The sequence below is a fragment of the Robertmurraya mangrovi genome, from assembly GCF_034427655.1.
Taxonomy (GTDB): domain Bacteria; phylum Bacillota; class Bacilli; order Bacillales; family Cytobacillaceae; genus Robertmurraya_A; species Robertmurraya_A mangrovi.
Genome location: NZ_JAXOFX010000002.1, coordinates 267424 through 285345 on the forward strand (window position 1 = coordinate 267424; position 17922 = coordinate 285345).

The window sequence follows — 17922 nt, forward strand, 5'->3', positions numbered from 1 at the left end:
ATGGTTGCAGTTTAATTATTCTTAGTTATCGTTCTACCAATTTCCTCAAATGACATCATACTACTTATTTGATAAGTTCCTAGTTGTAGCCTTGTTGCATAATCTTCATCGACTAAGAACAACTCAAATTCAATAGCATCATCAATAATATTTGCTTTTTTTAGTTTGCTTGATATTTCATCAGCAGTCATTCCTCTTTTAATTTCGAGAGTGTAAATCTTTTCGATTTGAATCTCTTTCTTTGTTTCTTTTTCTTTTTTGTTATTTTGTTTATCCGTTTTATCAGTCGTTTCGGTTTCTTCTTTTTTAGTTTCTTCTTGTTGTTCCTGCACTTTTTCTAATTGTGCATACTCGTCTGCAGAAAGTACTTTATAGCCAGCTTTTGTTAGTGTTGTTATCGCTTCCTTTTCGCTCAAAGGCTCTTGATTAGACGAATTAGACGAATAATAATAAACACCAATGAGTGAGGTGGATAGTAGAATTCCTAATGAAAAAGCTCTTAATGTACTTCTATTCATACGGATAGCCTCGTTTATTAGATTGCTCATTTAAAATCTCTTCAACATCGTCCTGGGATAAGGAAGACTGTTTACAGATTTGATCGATGGATAAGCCTTGCTGCGCTAATGAAATAACTTGGTTCTTGATAATAGCATGTACTGTTTTTTTAGAAGAAGGTACAGTTTGAACAAAAGAAGCTACTGAGGGCTTCTCATACTCTGCATCATTCAATAAGAGTTCTTCCTCTAAGACTTTAAGTTTTCTTTTTATTTGATAAAGCTCTTGAATGTTTTGCATAGATAGCTGATCAAGCTCATTTCTCACTTCTTTAACAGAATCTTTAACAAAAAAGGAGCTAAGAAGTAATAATATTGAAACGGAAAGCAGTCCAATAAAAATATATTCCACAATGTCACCTCAATGATTTCCATAGGTAAAAATACCTATACATAATTACTTGATAGAAATATTCTATCATTTTAACTGACAAAATTCGATATATCCTTATAGAAATAAAAAATATCATTGAACTTGTCGGAAAAGTAACGATTAATCAGTGTTTTCATGTCGAATGTAAAGATTTTATATGTATTGGATGAGGGAATAAAAAAAAATTATTCGCCCTATCTCACTATTCCCTAGGAAATACAATTTACGACAAAATGCGTTCGTTGTAGGTGAATCTTATCAATGCTAACATTATATATAGATGAAGGAATATATGTTGTTTCCGTACATACAATAGATAAGTTAACCTGAGGTGGTTAGTGTGATAAATGAAATAATCAAGCTTAAGAGAAAAGGACTGTCCTTCCGAAAGATTGCCGAAGAACTAAATTCAACGGTCGGAAAAGTTCAATATCAATGGAATAAGTATGCAAAAGTCCAAGCCCCAACTCCAATAAAAACAGATTTTACTCCAATTAGAAAAGCTAAAACTACTGCTACTCAACCTTTAACTGAGCAGTCTACCTTACGTCGAGAAGGTATTAGTGCTTGGTTAGTTAGTAATAATCGACTGATTACTTTTTGGGACATCCCAGAAGCGAAAAAAAGACTGATTTCCTTTTACTTTGATAAGGATTATAGTTGTTTTTTATTGGCTTTGAGGATATACGATGTAACTAGCATTATTTTTAATGGGAGTAATGAACACTCTTATGTTGAAACAATCGTACCGGAAAATCAAAAACATTGGGTTTTTAAGGACTTAAAGCCAAACCGTAGCTACTGCCTTGAAATAGGGCTGAAGATAACCGAGTCAAAATTTCACCCTATACTACGTTCCAATTCTTTACAAACCCCTAGAACTAGCTGTGAGCAAGTTGGATCCTTAGAAAAAGACATACATTCATTTTTAGAAGATACAAACTCTCCTCCAAACTGGATTGAGCATGTTAGTACTTATAGCTATTATGAAACGGAAAGTAAAGGGGGATTGAAGGCATGATAAACCAAAACTTCCAATTAGTCATTCACTCAAATATCCCTTGTCTGGATTTTTTTAATAGTCGTGATGAGGAGAAACTTCCGTTGTTCTCTTTTACAGAAGATTTTATCTCTTTGTTGATGCTGTTAGAAGTGAACCACTTTCATCGTGTTCACCTTGGAATAATCCCTCTATATTATGAGTTAATTAATCACCCTACTTTTAAAAATGAAATGCATATTTACTTTCAAGAAAAAGAGAGGACAACTAGCGATACATACATGTATTGGGAAAAGTATAACGGTAATTTGTCCATTCCGATAAGAAAACTGATTGAGTGTGAAAAAATAGAGTTGTTGGCAGCACCTGTTACCTTTGTTAATCTCCCATTCCTATCTACTTCTAATGGATTAGAACATCAAATAAAAACGGGAATATCCATTATTGAGGATTTCTTTTTGGTTAAGCCAAAAGGATTCTGGTTTCCTAATGGGTCATACACTCCAGGATTAGATTTATCTTTAATGTCAGAAGGAATTGAATATAGTTTTATTCATCACCAAACCATTCACTACGCAGATCCTACGCCTGTGAAATTAGGGAGAGGACCTGTTTATTCTCCACATGGGCTAATCATGTACCCAATAGAAGTTATCACAAATGCTGCTGAGATAAAGTTCGAAGATGGGGAGTCTTGTGCTGATACAAGATATCTATGTATATCAATGGCTGAGTCGTTAGACAATCAAATGTCACTGTTAGGAAAGGTCAGTCCTAGTGAAACCTTAAGTAAACTAAATACGGAACTGGAGAAAGTTCATTTATGCTCTTCTTTTTTAAGTGAGGATCTCAGCGGATCATTTAATTATGAAAGTAGTCCGTTCTGGTCAGAAAGTCATTTCATTGAAAAAGATTTAGAGAATTTAAAAGAAAAAATAGTGACTGATAACCAGCTAGCAATTTACCGTGAAATGATGAAAGAATGGATGTTATTAGTAGGTGTACTTTCATCAAAAACTAACTCTACACTTTCATTACAAGATTATATTGACCGATACAACGAATTGAGGTCTTATTTTATCGCAGACAGCAAATTGCCATCAGGATTTTTCAATCGACCAATTCTTGAGAACTTTTTGTTGTTTAATATATTTTCGAGACCAAGCAATGAACGCCAAGAGAAAATATTAATGTTAACTTGGGAGTATCCTCCTAACATTGTAGGAGGGCTTTCAAGACATGTACATGGGCTATCAAAAGCTCTTAGTAATTTAGGTTATGAGATTCATATTATAACAACACAGGTGAATGACCTTCCAAACTACGAAGAAGATCATGGAGTTCATGTCTACAGAGTAAAGCCTCTTAATGAAAAAGACCCTGACTTCTTATCATGGGTTGGGGGATTGAACTTATCTATGGTTGAAAAAGCAATGGAACTATTAGTTACCCATGATTTTAAAATGATTCATGCCCATGATTGGTTAGTTGGGGCAGCTGGATTAACCATAAAAGAAGAAATGAACCTTCCACTTCTTGCCACAATTCATGCAACAGAGCATGGAAGGAATGATGGAATTTACACAGAGATGCAAAAGTTTATTCATAACAAGGAACGTTCACTCATTAATGGTGCAGACAAAGTCATTATCTGTAGTGAGTTTATGAGAGAAGAATTAATGAAGGTATTTCGGGTAAGTGAAGATAAATTAGCTATGATTCCTAATGGGATTGATGAAAGCGAAAATCACCTAGTTAGTAGTGATTGTTTTGATTTACCGATTGATAAAAATAGAAAAATGATTTTTTCAATTGGGCGTATGGTGAAGGAAAAAGGTTTTGATACACTCATACAAGCAGCAGAGAAAATGAGAGATTTAAAGTCTGATGTCTATTTTATCGTCGCAGGAAAAGGCCCCTTACTTGAAGAGTATCGAAGAAGAGTGTTTGAAACGAGATTAAGTGAACAAGTTTATTTTGTTGGGTTTGTAACAGATGAACAAAGACAGGCACTTCTAAACTACTGCCATATAGCTGTTTTCCCGAGCAGATATGAGCCATTTGGTATCGTAGCATTAGAATCAATGTTATATAGTAAGCCGACCATTGTTTCTAACGTAGGCGGGCTAAAAGGAATTGTGCAACATCAAAAAACGGGTTTACTTATGGAACCAGATTGTTCTGAAAGCTTAGTAGAACAATTAAGCTTTCTTATTCATAATGAAGACGTTGCTAGAGATTTAGGTGAAAAAGGAAAAAGGATTGTTGAACGTTTATTTAGTTGGCAGCGTGTGGCAGAAGAAACAAAGCGAGTCTTTGAAGAAACATTAATCAATAAATCAATTTTATAATAATAATTGTTTTTATGAGATTTATGTTGTTGAAGAATGGAGCCAAGGAGGATTTCTATGAAGGGTGTAATCATGGCAGGAGGAAAAGGCTTAAGACTGAAACCACTAACTGAGAAAATAGCCAAGCCTCTTGTCCCCATAATGAATCGCCCTGTTATGGAATACTGCATTGACTGGTTCAAATTACAAGGAATAAAAGAAATCGCTATAACTCTTCAATACTTAAGTAAGAGCATTATCGACTTTTTTGGAGATGGGAGTAAGTATGGAGTAAAACTCATTTACTTTACCGAAAATTCCCCATTAGGTACTGCAGGAGGAGTTCGAAACATCACTCACTTTTTAGATGATACCTTTGTCGTAATAAGTGCGGATATTTTGACGGATTTTTCGCTACAGGATGCTTTTCAATACCACTTAGAAAAGAGAAGTCAATTCACTATGATTACGACAAAGGTATCGTTTCCAAATGACTACGGAATTGTTCTGAAGCATGGGGACGGTAGAATAAGAGCTTTTATCGAAAAACCACCGATTTACAAGTGGGTTAGTGATCAAGTCAATACGGGAATCTATATTATAGAACCAGAAATAATCAACTATATACCTAACAATCGTTATTTTGATTTTAGTCGTGATTTATTCCCTTTATTACTATCAAGAAAATTAAACTTTTTTGCTTATGAACTAATAGGGTATTGGATTGATATTGGTCAATTCTCCACTTATTTAAATGCCAATAGAGATATTTTGGGTGGAAAATTAAAAGTAAAAATGGATCTTAATAATAAACTCAAAGATAATGTTTGGATAGGGAGCAATAGTGATGTAAATCCTGAAGCAATAGTTGAAGGTCCAGCCCTAATCGGAAGCGGTTGTAAAATTGAATCAGGGGCTCACATCAAGCCTTACTCTATCATAGGTAATCACACAATAATCCATTCTAAAGCTGAAATAGATGAATCGATTATATGGAGTAATGTAACCATACAAGAAGGAGCAAGATTAAACCAAACCATAATTGGATCAAATACTTATATTGGAGAAAGAACCATCATTGATAATCAGGCTGTAATTGGCCAGAACTCGTATATTGGCCAACAAAGTTTAATTGGTTCTAATATAAAGGTAAATTCTTATTCGAAGATTCCTGAACATTCTGTCTTTAAAAGGCTGAATTTGAAGGATTACCATCAAAAAAATGTTCTAATATTAACGGATGTATACCAAGGGAACAAACATTTGAAAAAGGAAGTTGTATACTGCCCAAATCATGTGAAATCAAAAATTATGCGGTTATTGATTGAGGAAAGCAAGACCGAGCTCATTGATTTAACAGAGGGAATTAAATTCGTGCATACTCCTTATTGCTGGACGAAAATTACCTCACATGAATTAGAAGGTTATTTAAATATTTATTGTTATGCTGATAATCCCAGGATGGCAACAGAGATATTGAAATACTATGTTAAACAAATAAAAAATTATCAGAAGGTGTGAATCATGATCACAAATAGCTACTATATGTTAGAAGATGAAGTGGTGAAAAATACATTTTCAAGAAATGAGATACTAACGACACCCGGCATTTGGATAAATGGTAAAACTTATTGGATACAAGACAGTAGGGAAAAGTTAATAGCAGAAGAAGGAATTTCGGTTCACATAAGAGAGGAAGCTCTACATTCAAAGATGAAAAATCTTGAGGTACTCGTAACAAATCATAATATTACAACTAGGAAAAAGGTAAAACTATTGTTTATGCACCAACATATCAATGCTTTAAAAGATCAGTTTACTTTCGTTTCACCAACAGAAAATGTGATATTCCATTTAACTAACAGCTGTGTTTATCTAGTGAACGCAGGCAGTAACGATGGAGTCAGTCAAATGACTGTTCATCCTTACCTTAGTCTTTATACTGAATCCATTTGGAGCTGCATGGAAAAAGGAAGCCTTAAATTTCAACCAATGACGAAGGGTTCTTCTATTAGTATCTTGTCTGTTGATATGGAAGTTTCGCCTAAGACTACTAGTAAAGGTTACTCTTGGGTAATAAGTGGAAAGAAAAAAGAAGGCCTAATTCGGTTAAATCGAGCTTTTCTTAAAAACACACTAGCATTTCCATTTGAAAAGTGATATTATAGAAAAGTCGTATGAACGAACTAGTATGAACATAGTTTGGAGGGAAATAACATGCGTGTAAACATTACATTAGCTTGCACTGAAACTGGTGACCGTAACTATATCACTACGAAAAATAAACGTAACAACCCAGATCGTATTGAGCTGAAAAAATACAGCCCAAGATTAAAGCGCGTTACATTACACCGCGAAACAAAATAAGCAGTGGGATTATTCCTACTGTTTTTTTTGTATCTAAATTTTGGTTTGTTATCCGATTTTATGAGTAAAAAAGGAGGAGAATCATATGACTGACAAGAAAAACCTTCGTAAACAAATACAATACAATCTTTCTTCCATATCTAAACCTTCCTATGAACATATGTCATACATAATTGCTCAAAAATTATTCCAAAACCCATCATGGATAAAAGCAACAACGATTGCTGTAACTCTTTCAAATCCTCCAGAGGTTGATACTTTTCAAATCATTCGAAAAGCTTGGGAAGAAGGTAAAAAGGTTGTTGTTCCAAAGTGTCTTCCTAAAACGAGAGAAATGGATTTTAGAATCCTAACTAAGTTTTCTCAACTAGAATCTGTCTATTCGGGCTTATTAGAACCGATTGAATCTGAAACAGAACTAATTGCTAAGAAGGATATTCAGTTAGTCATTGTTCCTGGTCTTGGTTTTAGTAGAAAAGGATTTAGATTAGGATTCGGTGGTGGGTACTATGACCGATTCCTCATAGAATATGAAGGAGATACCCTCTCCCTAGCTTTCGAGCAACAAATACTAGAGAGTGTTCCGGTTGAGGAGCACGATATTCCTGTGAAGCAAATCATTTCGAATGAGGAGATAATCGTAATTCATGATTAACATAGTAGTTCTTATATTTATTATTGTAACAGCCATATTAGGATACTACTTTCGCTTACTTACATTATCAGGCAGTATAGCAGCAGCAGTAGTCGGAATATTTACAGCACTAGGACTTGGACTAAAAGGTTTATTTGTTCTAGGGCTTTTTTTTGCCTCTTCAAGTTTTTGGTCCAAATATAAGAGATCCCGCAAAAGCAAGGTGGAAGAGCGACATGAAAAAGGTTCAACAAGAGATTGGCAGCAGGTAGTAGCAAACGGCGGTGCAGCGGGAATGGTTAGTTTCGTTTATTTTATAAATCCAGATCCTATATGGGTTATGGTGTACTGTATCTTACTTTCTAGTGCTAACTCCGATACATGGGCTTCTGAGATTGGTACATTGAGCAAAACTAAGCCATTCTCCCTTCGAACATTTTCTCTAGTTCCGAGCGGTACATCTGGAGCGGTTAGTATGTTAGGAACATGGGCTGCGTTAGCGGGTGCAAGCTTAATAGCTGTTAGCTCAAAATTAATATTTTCTTTCAGTATTCAGGCAATGTTTTTTATCGCTGTTCTAGGCTTTCTAGGTAATCTGATTGATACAATTCTAGGGGCATATATTCAGGCATCTTATAAATGTAGAGAATGTGGATTAGAAACAGAAAAATTAATTCATTGTAATGGGAAAACGGTAAAAATAAAAGGGTTCCAGCAAATGAATAATGATCTTGTAAATTTTTTATCAAGCCTACTAGCTGCCATATTCGGTTTGATCATCTTATTAGTTCTTGGATGAAACTATATGTAAAATTATGGATAAATCTAGAAATTGTAACAATATCGCTAAGATTTAAAGAGATGTACTAGTAGTTATTGGTTAAAATTAATAATACAGTAACATCATTTTTCTAACTTAGTATGGGAACAATTAGTAGAGGTAAATTTGAGGAGGAGTAGGATGAAAAATCGAATTAATCGAGTAGCATTAATTGGGACTGGATTTGTTGGATCTAGCTATGCTTTTGCTTTATTAAATCAAGGGGTAGTAGAAGAGTTAGTCCTAATTGATCTAAATAAAGAAAAAGCAGAAGGCGATGCGATGGACCTAAATCATGGTCTTCCATTCTCACCTTCACCAACCAAAATATGGTTCGGTGATTATTCCGATTGCAAAGATGCGGATCTAGTCGTTATTACGGCAGGAGCAAACCAAAAACCAGGTGAAACTCGTTTAGATTTAGTGGAGAAAAATACACGTATTTTTAAGGGAATTGTTGGAGAGGTCATGGCGAGTGGATTTGACGGTATTTTCATTGTCGCTACGAACCCTGTAGACATATTAACTTATGCCGTATGGAAATTCTCTGGTTTACCTAAAGAAAGAGTTATTGGGTCTGGAACCATCTTAGATACGGCTCGTTTCCGTTTCCTTTTAGGGGATTATTTTAACGTAGATACCAGGAATGTCCACGCATACATAATAGGTGAACATGGAGATACAGAATTACCTGTTTGGAGCCATGCGGATATTGCAGGACGTCCAATTTCAGATTGGGTACAGAAGGAAGCAAATTATAAACAAGAAGATTTAGATGACTTGTTCTTAAATGTTCGTGATGCAGCTTATCATATTATACAAAGAAAAGGTGCAACCTATTACGGCATTGCAATGGGTTTAATTCGTTTGACTAAGGCAATATTACAAAACGAAAATTCTGTACTTACCGTTTCTACATATTTAGATGGAGAGTATGGCCAAAAAGATGTATTTATAGGTGTACCTGCAGTTGTAAATAGAAGTGGGATAAGGGAAATTGTTGAACTTTCACTGAGTGAAGAAGAAAAACAAAAATTTAACCACTCAGTTGAGGTTTTAAAGAAGACAATGGAGCCAGTTATTAATAAGTTTTAACGTTTATGGAGGAGGCAGTTTTTAATGCCTCTATATTTTTTCTATATAATGTAACCGTTTTCTTCTATTATATATGTACACTTATTAGGTAGCTAATTTATGATTTTTAGTCAAAATCAAATGTTGCATAAAAGAGATATTTACTTCTCAAACTATAGTTAGGAGGGATGGAAATGTCTCGTTTATTATCCATTTTATTAATTGGACTGGGAGGATATTATATTATCCAAAATCGGTTCCGTGTACTAAATGTTGTCTTTGGGAATCCCATGATAAGAAGATTGTTTGTTCGATCTATCATGAGTTTCCCAGTTGTACGAAATCGTATGATGAAATCAGTATTCCCGGGGCAAGGGCAGCCCAACTATTAAGAAAATAAAAAGGCCGACAAGGTCTTTTTATTTTTTTCAGAGCTATTACCGACCAAATCATTATTATAAAGAAAAAAACTTGTTTATAATGCATATAGATGGTTTAAAGTAAAAAAAGTTCTGAAAGTAGGGGGAATATTGAAAACTCAAGAAGATTATTTATTTTGGAGGTTGGCCCATTACTTTATCACGAAACAAGAATATCGTTTAATTCAATTATCCAAAGATGAAAACGAGCTCTGGCTTGAAAAAATAGAGAATAAACAAGCTCAAGTAATCAGACTTTTAAAATACAATTTAGACTGGAGTAATTGGTTGCAACGGGATATTGAGTTAACCAGCCAAAATGGGGAAAGAATTCGTAAGCAGTTGACTAGAAGAGAATTAAATATACTGAATTTATATATAACTGCCTTTCTGCCAGTGGATGACTATAAATTCCGTATTGCACAGCCTTTTCTCAATCCCAACCAAAATAAAACGATTATCCATAGTAAATTGCTCGATCGCCAATCTTACGATGAATGGATTGTTAGTTTAGAAGATTTATTTGATGAACCAATCCTTATTGCCAAAAGAGAGGAATATTTAGATGAAGAGATTGAACAATTGAAACAATCTGCTCTAAATAGTGCGGTTAATCAAATAAAAAGAGAAAAGTCTTTGTTTGAGTATGGAAAACCGTTTTTTACGTATATATTTATTATTTTACAAGTAGCTTTTTTCGGTTTATTAGAACTAAATGGTGGAAGTACGAATACGTCAACCTTAATAAAATTTGGAGCTAAGTTTAACCCGTTAATTTTAGAGGGAGAATGGTGGAGGTTTTTCACACCCGTTGTATTACATATAGGAATTTTGCATTTGCTAATGAATACGCTAGCCCTGTACTACTTAGGGACTGTGGTAGAGAGAATATATGGAAACTCTAGGTTTTTATTCATTTATCTATTAGCTGGCTTTAGTGGTTCTCTTGCAAGTTTTTTGTTCAGTCCTAGTTTATCGGCAGGGGCAAGTGGAGCCATCTTCGGTTGTTTTGGTGCACTTCTATTTTTTGGACTTATTTATCCTAAACTTTTCTTTAGAACAATGGGTTTCAATATATTAGTTGTATTGGCCATTAACTTATCACTAGGCTTTACCATTCCTGGTATAGATAACGCCGGACATATTGGTGGACTAATAGGCGGGTTTTTAGCTACTGGAATTGTTCATTTTCCTAAAAAAAGAAAATTACTACTTCAGGGATTATTTCTAGGGTTGACTGCACTAGGGGTTGTCGGTTTATTACAGTATGGATACGCTTCAGCAGTAGTAGATGAAAAATCTGTTTTGATTATGGCACAACAGTATAATGAGTTAGAAGAATATGAAAAAGGTTATAGCTTATTATATGCATATACAAAGGAAAATCAGGATTCAGCAGAAGTGTATTTCCTTCTATCCTATACAGAGATTAAATTAGAAAAACTGGAGGATGCTCGGGCTCATTTACAAAAGGTGATTGAATTAAATCCTGATTTTCACGAAGCACATTATAATTTGGCACTAGTTTATTTAAATGAAAATCAACTTGATTTAGCAAAAGAACATGCTACTAAAGCTTTAGATTTGAGACCTAATCAAAACGAGTACAAAGAACTGGTTGGGAAAATTAACGGTCAGTTGTAATCTGCTGACGGAGGAGGAATGGCTCTCCAGTTGATGCTTCAAATACCACGAGTAAATGACTTTTATCGTTTGCTACCAAAATTAACGGGACTGAGCTATTAAATGGATTTATAATAGTTTGGTCCCCTTTTTTAATTCCAAGGAAATAATTTTTATAAATGCCTTCCCATAAGTTTCCTATAATTTTTTGTGTGTCATAAGTTGAAAAGCCTGGTAATGGTTCTTCATTAAATCGAATGATTTCAGTTAACGGGAAAGAAGAGTAATCTTTTCTATTGATGGAATAAGCCTCCATAGCTTTTGACCAGCTACTTTGAAGTTGTTTCCTAGTCATGTTGTCAATCGTGCTTTTCCACTCTAACTCTTCCTTGCCGACTGGAACTCTAAATGCTCGAAGTGGGCTAAATGATGAATCGATGACATACAATTGGTCAGCTGACAATTGCTGCGCACTAAAAATTTCATCATGCTTCATGTGGATTTCAGAGTGATGGAATGTAATCGCCTGAAAAAGACTACTATCTTTACCAACAACCTCAATCTCTTGGGACAGTGTATCTGTATTTTGCTTCCAATCCCCAAGTTTCCCTTTTAATCTTCCATTAACATATAAGAGTCCAACATCTTGCCTCAGGTAAGCTTTCCGGTCAAGGGACGAGCTAATTGCCCAATTTACCAAATAATCATCTTTTTCTTTTCCTTTTCCTAATAAAGTTAAGGTTGTATTAGTAGAGTCGTAGGTAATGGATGGGTCAATGGGAAAATAGGTGATACTTTCTCTCACACTATTTCCATTTAGCGAGTAAATATAAATCACTACCATGACCAAAACCATCATAATAGCAGTAAAAATATTTTTCTTCATCTTATTCCCTCATTTTTTTAAAAGTTGTCCTAATACGAATCTATATGAATGTATAACGGTAAACATAACTATTAGTATGTTTTTTCTTAAGAATGTCAAAGATGTTGTGTATATACTTGGGTTTATCTTTCACACTATAAAAAGCGTAGTTTTTTTGTTAAACAACAAAGTTTGTTTTGAGGTGAAATATGGAGTACCAGTCAAAGAAACTTGTATATGAAGATTTTGATAAGAACTTAGAATATTTAAAGGAAGCCTTAGGGGTAGAAAAAAGTTTCGACGTTATTCAACAAGATGTTGAGTATGCTGGGAAAAAAATGGCCCTGTACTTCATCGATGGATTTGTAAAAGATGATATTCTCCACTTATTAATGAAGCTGTTAGCCAAACTGCCAGAAGGTCAACTAGATGGTGATACACTTACAAAATTAGTTAAAACCTACATTCCATATGTTGAAGTAGAAACGACAGATGATCTTAATAATGTAGTTAGTATGGTCTTAGCTGGTCCAACCGCTTTAGTGGTGGATGGTGTAGAGAAAATTATCTTAATTGATGCTCGTACATATCCCGCACGTGGTCCGGATGAACCCGATATTGAGAGAGTAGTAAGGGGTTCCCGTGACGGTTTTGTGGAAACCTTGGTTTTTAATACAGCATTGACTAGAAGAAGAGTTAGAGATCGAACTCTAAGAATGGAATACTTACAGGTTGGAAGACGATCGAAAACAGACGTGGTAGTAAGTTATATTGAAGATATTGCCGATCCAAAGTTAGTAAATGACATAAAGGATTCAATTTCTAAAATAGATGTTGATGGGATTCCGATGGCTGAAAAAACCATTGAAGAATTTATTTCAGGACGACATTATAATCCTTTTCCCGTTGTGAGGTATAGTGAACGACCAGATACGGTTGCAGCACATTTATATGAAGGACATGTCTGCATTATTGTAGATGGTTCACCAAGTGTTATTATTACTCCAACTACCTATTGGCATCACTTGCAGCACGCAGAGGAATATCGAAATAAGCCAGTAGTGGGTGCATATTTAAGGTTAGTAAGGTATCTGGCTGTTTGGGCTTCTATATTTATTTTACCATTATGGTATTTATTTGCCTCACAGCCACATTTGTTACCGGATGCCCTATCTTTTATAGGACCTAATGAAACAACTAAAGTACCTTTATTTCTTCAAGTGCTTATTATTGAGGTCGGAATAGATATGCTACGGATGGCCGCTATTCATACACCTTCATCATTGGCAACAGCCATTGGTCTTGTTGCTGCTATATTGATTGGTCAAGTAGCCGTTGAAGTAGGGTTATTAGTGAATGAAGTTATTCTATATTTGTCAATAGCAGCACTTGGTACGTTTGCTACACCAAGTTATGAAATGAGCTTAGCAAACAGATTAGTTAGAATAGGCTTGTTAATTTTAACTGCTCTCTTCCATTCATATGGACTTGTTATTGGAGTCACCTTATTCTTTATTATGCTTGCTAGAATGCAATCCTTTGGAGTTCCTTATTTATGGCCATTTATTCCATTTAATATCCGGGCATTCCGAGATGTGTTATTACGATCACCTATTCCATTAAAGGATAAAAGACCACCAATTCTTAATCCTAAGGATCCGGATAGATAAATACATAAACCTGTTTACTTTTAAAAAAAGTGGACAGGTTTTTTAGATTTAATATTAAATATTGGGGAAATTATTACTAAAAACTTAACGTAGGTATTTCAATGTAAATATTGTTTTTTAGTGAAGTCTCTTGAGGGACATAATATTTTAGATTATACTTCTTTGTGTGCATAAAAATTGTTATGTAAAGCTATTACATTGTTAGTTGACTATTGTAGAAAGAAAGAGAAATATAATAGTTCATGTCGATTTTTGGAATTGTACAATAAAAAAGAAACAAAGGTTTAAATAAGAATAAATATTTTCCCAATAGAGGTCCTAGAAATGAAAAATGTATATGAAATTCAACAATTTTTGAAAAAATTTGGAACATTTATATATGTTGGTGATAGGGTAGCTGACCTGGAACTTATGGAAGCTGAGTTAACAGAGCTTTACCAATCTCAACTAGTTGATGTTAAAGATTATCAGACAGCCATTATGATACTTAGACATGAAATTCAAATGACGAAGAAAAAGGATTAGATTACATAAAGAAAAGGTGATTATGATGAATGAAAAGTGGCTTGTAGGTGTAGATTTAGGTGGAACAACAACAAAGCTTGCTTTTATAAATTATTATGGCGAAATTATTCATAAGTGGGAGATTCCTACAGACAACAGTGACGAAGGTAAGAATATTACAATTAATATTGCAAAGTCCATTGATCAAACACTTGAAGAGCTTGAGCAACATAAGAGCAAACTAATAGGAATCGGAATGGGTGCTCCAGGACCTGTAAACTATTCTACAGGGGTTGTCTACAATACAGTTAATTTAGGATGGAGAGATAATTACCCTTTAAAAGACTTGTTAGAAGTAGAAACAGGATTACCAGCATGGATTGATAATGATGCGAATTGCGCGGCACTAGGGGAAATGTGGAAAGGTGCTGGTGAGGGAGCAAAAGACTTAGTTTGTGTGACTCTAGGTACGGGAGTTGGTGGCGGAGTAATCTCCAACGGAAATATCGTACAAGGCGTAAGCGGAGCAGCTGGGGAAATAGGTCATATCACTGCTGTACCGGTCGGAGGAGCGCCTTGTAACTGTGGTAAGACGGGCTGTTTAGAAACCATTGCGTCTGCTACGGGGATTGTCCGAATTGCCACTGAAAAATTAGAATCGGCTAACCAAACTACTACAGGTGAGTTAGTTTCTCTATTTAACACAAATGGTAAAGTTTCTGCAAAGGACGTATTCGATACAGCTAAAAACAGTGATTCTATCGCAATTGAAACCATTGAAGATGTATCTCATCATCTAGGTTTGGCCCTAGCCAATATTGCGAACACACTAAACCCAGAAACAATTGTTATTGGTGGCGGCGTTTCAAAGGCCGGGGACATCTTATTAAACAAGGTAAAGTCAAACTTTGAACGATTTGCTTTCCCTCGTGTAAAAGAATCAACTAGCCTAGCAATTGCTACCTTAGGAAACGACGCAGGAGTCATTGGTGCAGCTTGGTTAATGAAGAATAATTTGAAATAGATAAAATGAAGGGCTGTCTAATTAGACGAATTTTTTCTCCACTTCCTTTTCTATTTGGTATAAGCACTGAGTTGATTGGAGGGGAAGACACTTGACTCCTACGGGATGCAGAGGAAAGGTCGAGACCCCACAGACGGAACGTCGAGGAGGCTTGACTTCCTCCCCGAGGAAGAATTCGCCCTTTGAAAAAATCGGCTTTTGGATTTTTTCATTAATTCTTCCCGTGGAAAGCAAGTGACTGGACCGGAAATCAACGGACGAAATTGCTAGAACCATTCAAATATTAATAGCCTAATAAAAAGGGGCTATTCCAAGAGTCATTTTTATAATGACTTATTGGATAGCCCCTTTTTCATTGTGTCGAAACTTGTCCTATAAAATTCAGTTTAAAATCAGTAAACTATTACTACACTAGAGTAGATTGACCCATATAACCCAGTTTATAAACTTAAGACAAAAGGTTCATTTTTGAAAAAATGGACAATCTTGAAACTTTTTGGATGTTAAATCGTCTATTATTGTGGGTATAAGAAGAATCGAAAATTGTGAAAAATATTATATAATCCATTTATTAATTGGGGTTTGATTTTTTGTAAAAAAAGTATTAAGATAGGGTTTGATTATTTTTAGAATCCTAAATTTGTAAATATTACGTAATTATTTCCATACTTTTGTAAGTAGGGGGAGGCAAAGAATGAACAACTTCAAATGGTCAAAAGTGTCCTTGATGGTTCTTGCGATCATCTTACTTTGGCTAAAAACGTACGTCATCTATAAAACTAGCTTTGATATAAAAATAGAGAATTGGAAACAAGAGCTTATCTTATTCATTAACCCACTAAGTTTTCTCATGTTTATACTTGGTATCGGTTTATTTATGAAAGAGAAGTATCGGAACCGTTATATACTCATTACAACCTTTCTAATTTCTGCAGTCATGTTTGGAAACGTGGTGTTTTATCGGTTCTTTAATGATTTTTTAACCATACCAGTATTATTCCAAACAAGCAATATGTCTGATTTAGGAAGCAGCGTAACGGAGTTGTTAAATTGGACCGATTTATTCTATTTTGTGGACTTCTTGATTTTACTAGCAGTTGTCCTATTAAAGCCTAAATTTGTAGCTTACCGTGAATTCACTAAAGTACATCGTCGAGCATTCTTCCTAGTTGCAATTGCAATTTCATTTTTTAATTTAGGTCTTGCAGAAACTGAGCGTCCACAATTACTGACACGTACTTTCGATCGTGAAATGCTTGTGAAAAATATAGGGACCTATAACTATCACATTTATGATGCATTCCTACAATCAAAATCATCTGCACAAAGAGCACTAGCAGACGGCAGTGAATTAGTCGACATTGAGAACTATGTACGTGCAAATTACAAAAAACCAAATGAAAATCTGTTTGGGATTGCAAAAGGTAAAAACGTTATTTTAATTTCAATGGAATCAACTCAGAGTTTTGTTATCAACAATACGGTTAATGGTGAGGAGATTACTCCTTTCTTGAATGATTTTATTAAGGAAAGTTATTATTTCGATAACTTCTATCACCAAACAGCTCAAGGAAAAACATCTGACTCTGAATTTATTGTTGAAAATTCTTTATATGGTTTGAGTCGCGGGGCTGTATTCTTTACTCACTCAGGAAATGAATATAAAGCAACCCCTGAAGTTCTAAATGAAAATGGTTATTTTACAGCTTCCCTACATGCGAACAATAAAAGTTTCTGGAATAGGGATATCATGTATGATTCATTAGGATATCAACGTTTTTACTCTTTACCTGACTATGATGTAAGAGATGACAATTCAATTGGCTGGGGTTTAAAGGATATTGATTTCTTTGAACAATCAATAGCTCATTTAAAGGAAATGCCAAAGCCATTTTATGCAAAATTTATTACACTAACAAATCACTTCCCGTTTGAATTAGGCGAAGAAGACTTATATATTCAACCTTACAATTCAACAAATAAGACTGTAAATAATTATTTTCCTACTGTTCGATATACAGATGAAGCCCTGAAATTGTTTGTAGAGCGATTGAAGGAAGAAGGTCTCTACGAAGATTCAGTGATCATTATTTACGGTGACCACTACGGTATTTCCGAGAATCATAACAAAACCATGGGTGAGTTTTTAGGAACAGAGGTTACACCATATGTAAGTACACAGCTTCAACGTGTTCCTCTTATTGTTCATATCCCTGGACAAAAGGGTAAAACCATTTCAAAAGTATCGGGACAAATTGATTTAAAACCAACTATTCTGCATTTACTGGGAATTAATACGAAACGTAATATCGATTTCGGTACCGACTTGTTCTCTAAAGATAAAACTGACTTTACGGTGTTACGTGATGGCAGTTTTATTACGAAAGATTATGTATATACTCGTGAAACATGCTATGATAAGTCAACTGGTGAGGAAATTGAAAAGAGTACTTGTGAGCCGTATGCGGAAAAAGCTAAAAACGAGCTTGAATATTCCGATAAAGTCATCTATGGAGATTTACTACGTTTCTATGAGAATACGAAAAGTAAAGTGATAACTGAAGATAAGAAGTAAGGGAAAGTCTGCGGAATTCTGCAGGCTTTTTCTTTATGACTGTTACATTCCCTAATTTCTGTAAAGAAGAAAATTACTGTCATTTTA

At 34.7% G+C, this 17922-nt stretch carries 17 protein-coding genes; 14 read left to right on the top strand and 3 right to left on the bottom strand.

Features of this window, described 5'->3' with window-relative positions:
- Window positions 1-11: 11 nt before the first annotated feature.
- Window positions 12-518 (bottom strand): hypothetical protein, encoded by a 507-nt coding sequence (locus SM124_RS04390; RefSeq protein ID WP_322445069.1) that lies wholly within the window; start codon window positions 516-518, stop codon window positions 12-14.
- Window positions 511-909, bottom strand: coding sequence for a hypothetical protein (locus tag SM124_RS04395; RefSeq protein ID WP_322445070.1), 399 nt, complete (start codon window positions 907-909; stop codon window positions 511-513). Before SM124_RS04395 ends, SM124_RS04390 begins: the two co-directional genes overlap by 8 nt.
- A gap of 361 nt (window positions 910-1270) precedes the next feature.
- On the opposite strand from SM124_RS04395, the gene SM124_RS04400 reads away from it, so the two are divergent.
- From SM124_RS04400 to SM124_RS04445, 10 genes are all read left to right on the top strand, one after another.
- Window positions 1271-1951, top strand: a complete 681-nt coding sequence (locus tag SM124_RS04400) for a DUF4912 domain-containing protein (RefSeq protein WP_322445071.1) — start codon at window positions 1271-1273, stop codon at window positions 1949-1951.
- The gene (locus tag SM124_RS04405) at window positions 1948-4281 is read left to right on the top strand and encodes a glycosyltransferase (protein ID WP_322445072.1); all 2334 of its coding nucleotides are present in this window, start codon (window positions 1948-1950) and stop codon (window positions 4279-4281) included. The genes SM124_RS04400 and SM124_RS04405 overlap by 4 nt, the downstream gene beginning before the upstream one ends.
- A 57-nt stretch (window positions 4282-4338) precedes the next feature.
- Window positions 4339-5781: a nucleotidyltransferase family protein gene (locus tag SM124_RS04410; RefSeq protein WP_322445073.1), complete on the top strand. Its 1443-nt coding sequence runs from the start codon at window positions 4339-4341 to the stop codon at window positions 5779-5781.
- Between the two features lie 3 nt (window positions 5782-5784).
- Window positions 5785-6420: a hypothetical protein gene (locus SM124_RS04415; protein WP_322445074.1), complete on the top strand. Its 636-nt coding sequence runs from the start codon at window positions 5785-5787 to the stop codon at window positions 6418-6420.
- 57 nt (window positions 6421-6477) lie between these two features.
- Entirely contained in the window at window positions 6478-6627 is a 150-nt protein-coding gene (rpmG, locus tag SM124_RS04420; protein WP_322445075.1) for a 50S ribosomal protein L33, read from the top strand.
- An 85-nt stretch (window positions 6628-6712) separates the two neighbouring features.
- A complete protein-coding gene (locus tag SM124_RS04425) occupies window positions 6713-7282 on the top strand; it encodes a 5-formyltetrahydrofolate cyclo-ligase (protein ID WP_322445076.1) in 570 nt (189 codons plus the stop codon).
- Window positions 7275-8060, top strand: coding sequence for a DUF92 domain-containing protein (locus SM124_RS04430; RefSeq protein WP_322445077.1), 786 nt, complete (start codon window positions 7275-7277; stop codon window positions 8058-8060). The genes SM124_RS04425 and SM124_RS04430 overlap by 8 nt, the downstream gene beginning before the upstream one ends.
- A 162-nt stretch (window positions 8061-8222) precedes the next feature.
- Window positions 8223-9176, top strand: coding sequence for an L-lactate dehydrogenase (locus SM124_RS04435; RefSeq protein WP_322445078.1), 954 nt, complete (start codon window positions 8223-8225; stop codon window positions 9174-9176).
- A 173-nt stretch (window positions 9177-9349) separates the two neighbouring features.
- Window positions 9350-9547 (top strand): protein YqgO, encoded by a 198-nt coding sequence (yqgO, locus tag SM124_RS04440; protein ID WP_322445079.1) that lies wholly within the window; start codon window positions 9350-9352, stop codon window positions 9545-9547.
- Between the two features lie 138 nt (window positions 9548-9685).
- Window positions 9686-11218 carry a rhomboid family intramembrane serine protease gene (locus SM124_RS04445; protein WP_322445080.1) on the top strand — a complete coding sequence of 511 codons (1533 nt, stop codon included), beginning with the start codon at window positions 9686-9688 and terminating at the stop codon, window positions 11216-11218.
- Here the strand turns inward: SM124_RS04445 and SM124_RS04450 are convergent.
- Complete coding sequence (locus SM124_RS04450; RefSeq protein ID WP_322445081.1) at window positions 11202-12083, bottom strand: hypothetical protein; 882 nt, start codon at window positions 12081-12083, stop codon at window positions 11202-11204. The two genes, SM124_RS04445 and SM124_RS04450, sit on opposite strands and share 17 nt — an antisense overlap.
- 188 nt (window positions 12084-12271) lie before the next feature.
- Between SM124_RS04450 and SM124_RS04455 the strand changes: the two genes are divergently transcribed.
- The 4 genes from SM124_RS04455 (at window position 12272) to SM124_RS04470 (ending at window position 17835) form a co-directional block, all read left to right on the top strand.
- The gene (locus tag SM124_RS04455) at window positions 12272-13732 is read left to right on the top strand and encodes a spore germination protein (protein WP_322445082.1); all 1461 of its coding nucleotides are present in this window, start codon (window positions 12272-12274) and stop codon (window positions 13730-13732) included.
- 324 nt (window positions 13733-14056) lie between these two features.
- A complete protein-coding gene (locus SM124_RS04460) occupies window positions 14057-14257 on the top strand; it encodes a YqgQ family protein (protein WP_322445083.1) in 201 nt (66 codons plus the stop codon).
- A gap of 25 nt (window positions 14258-14282) precedes the next feature.
- Window positions 14283-15260, top strand: coding sequence for an ROK family glucokinase (locus tag SM124_RS04465; protein WP_322445507.1), 978 nt, complete (start codon window positions 14283-14285; stop codon window positions 15258-15260).
- Window positions 15261-15954: 694 nt separating this feature from the next.
- On the top strand, window positions 15955-17835 hold the full coding sequence (locus SM124_RS04470; RefSeq protein ID WP_322445084.1) for an LTA synthase family protein: 1881 nt from the start codon (window positions 15955-15957) through the stop codon (window positions 17833-17835).
- Window positions 17836-17922 lie beyond the last annotated feature (87 nt).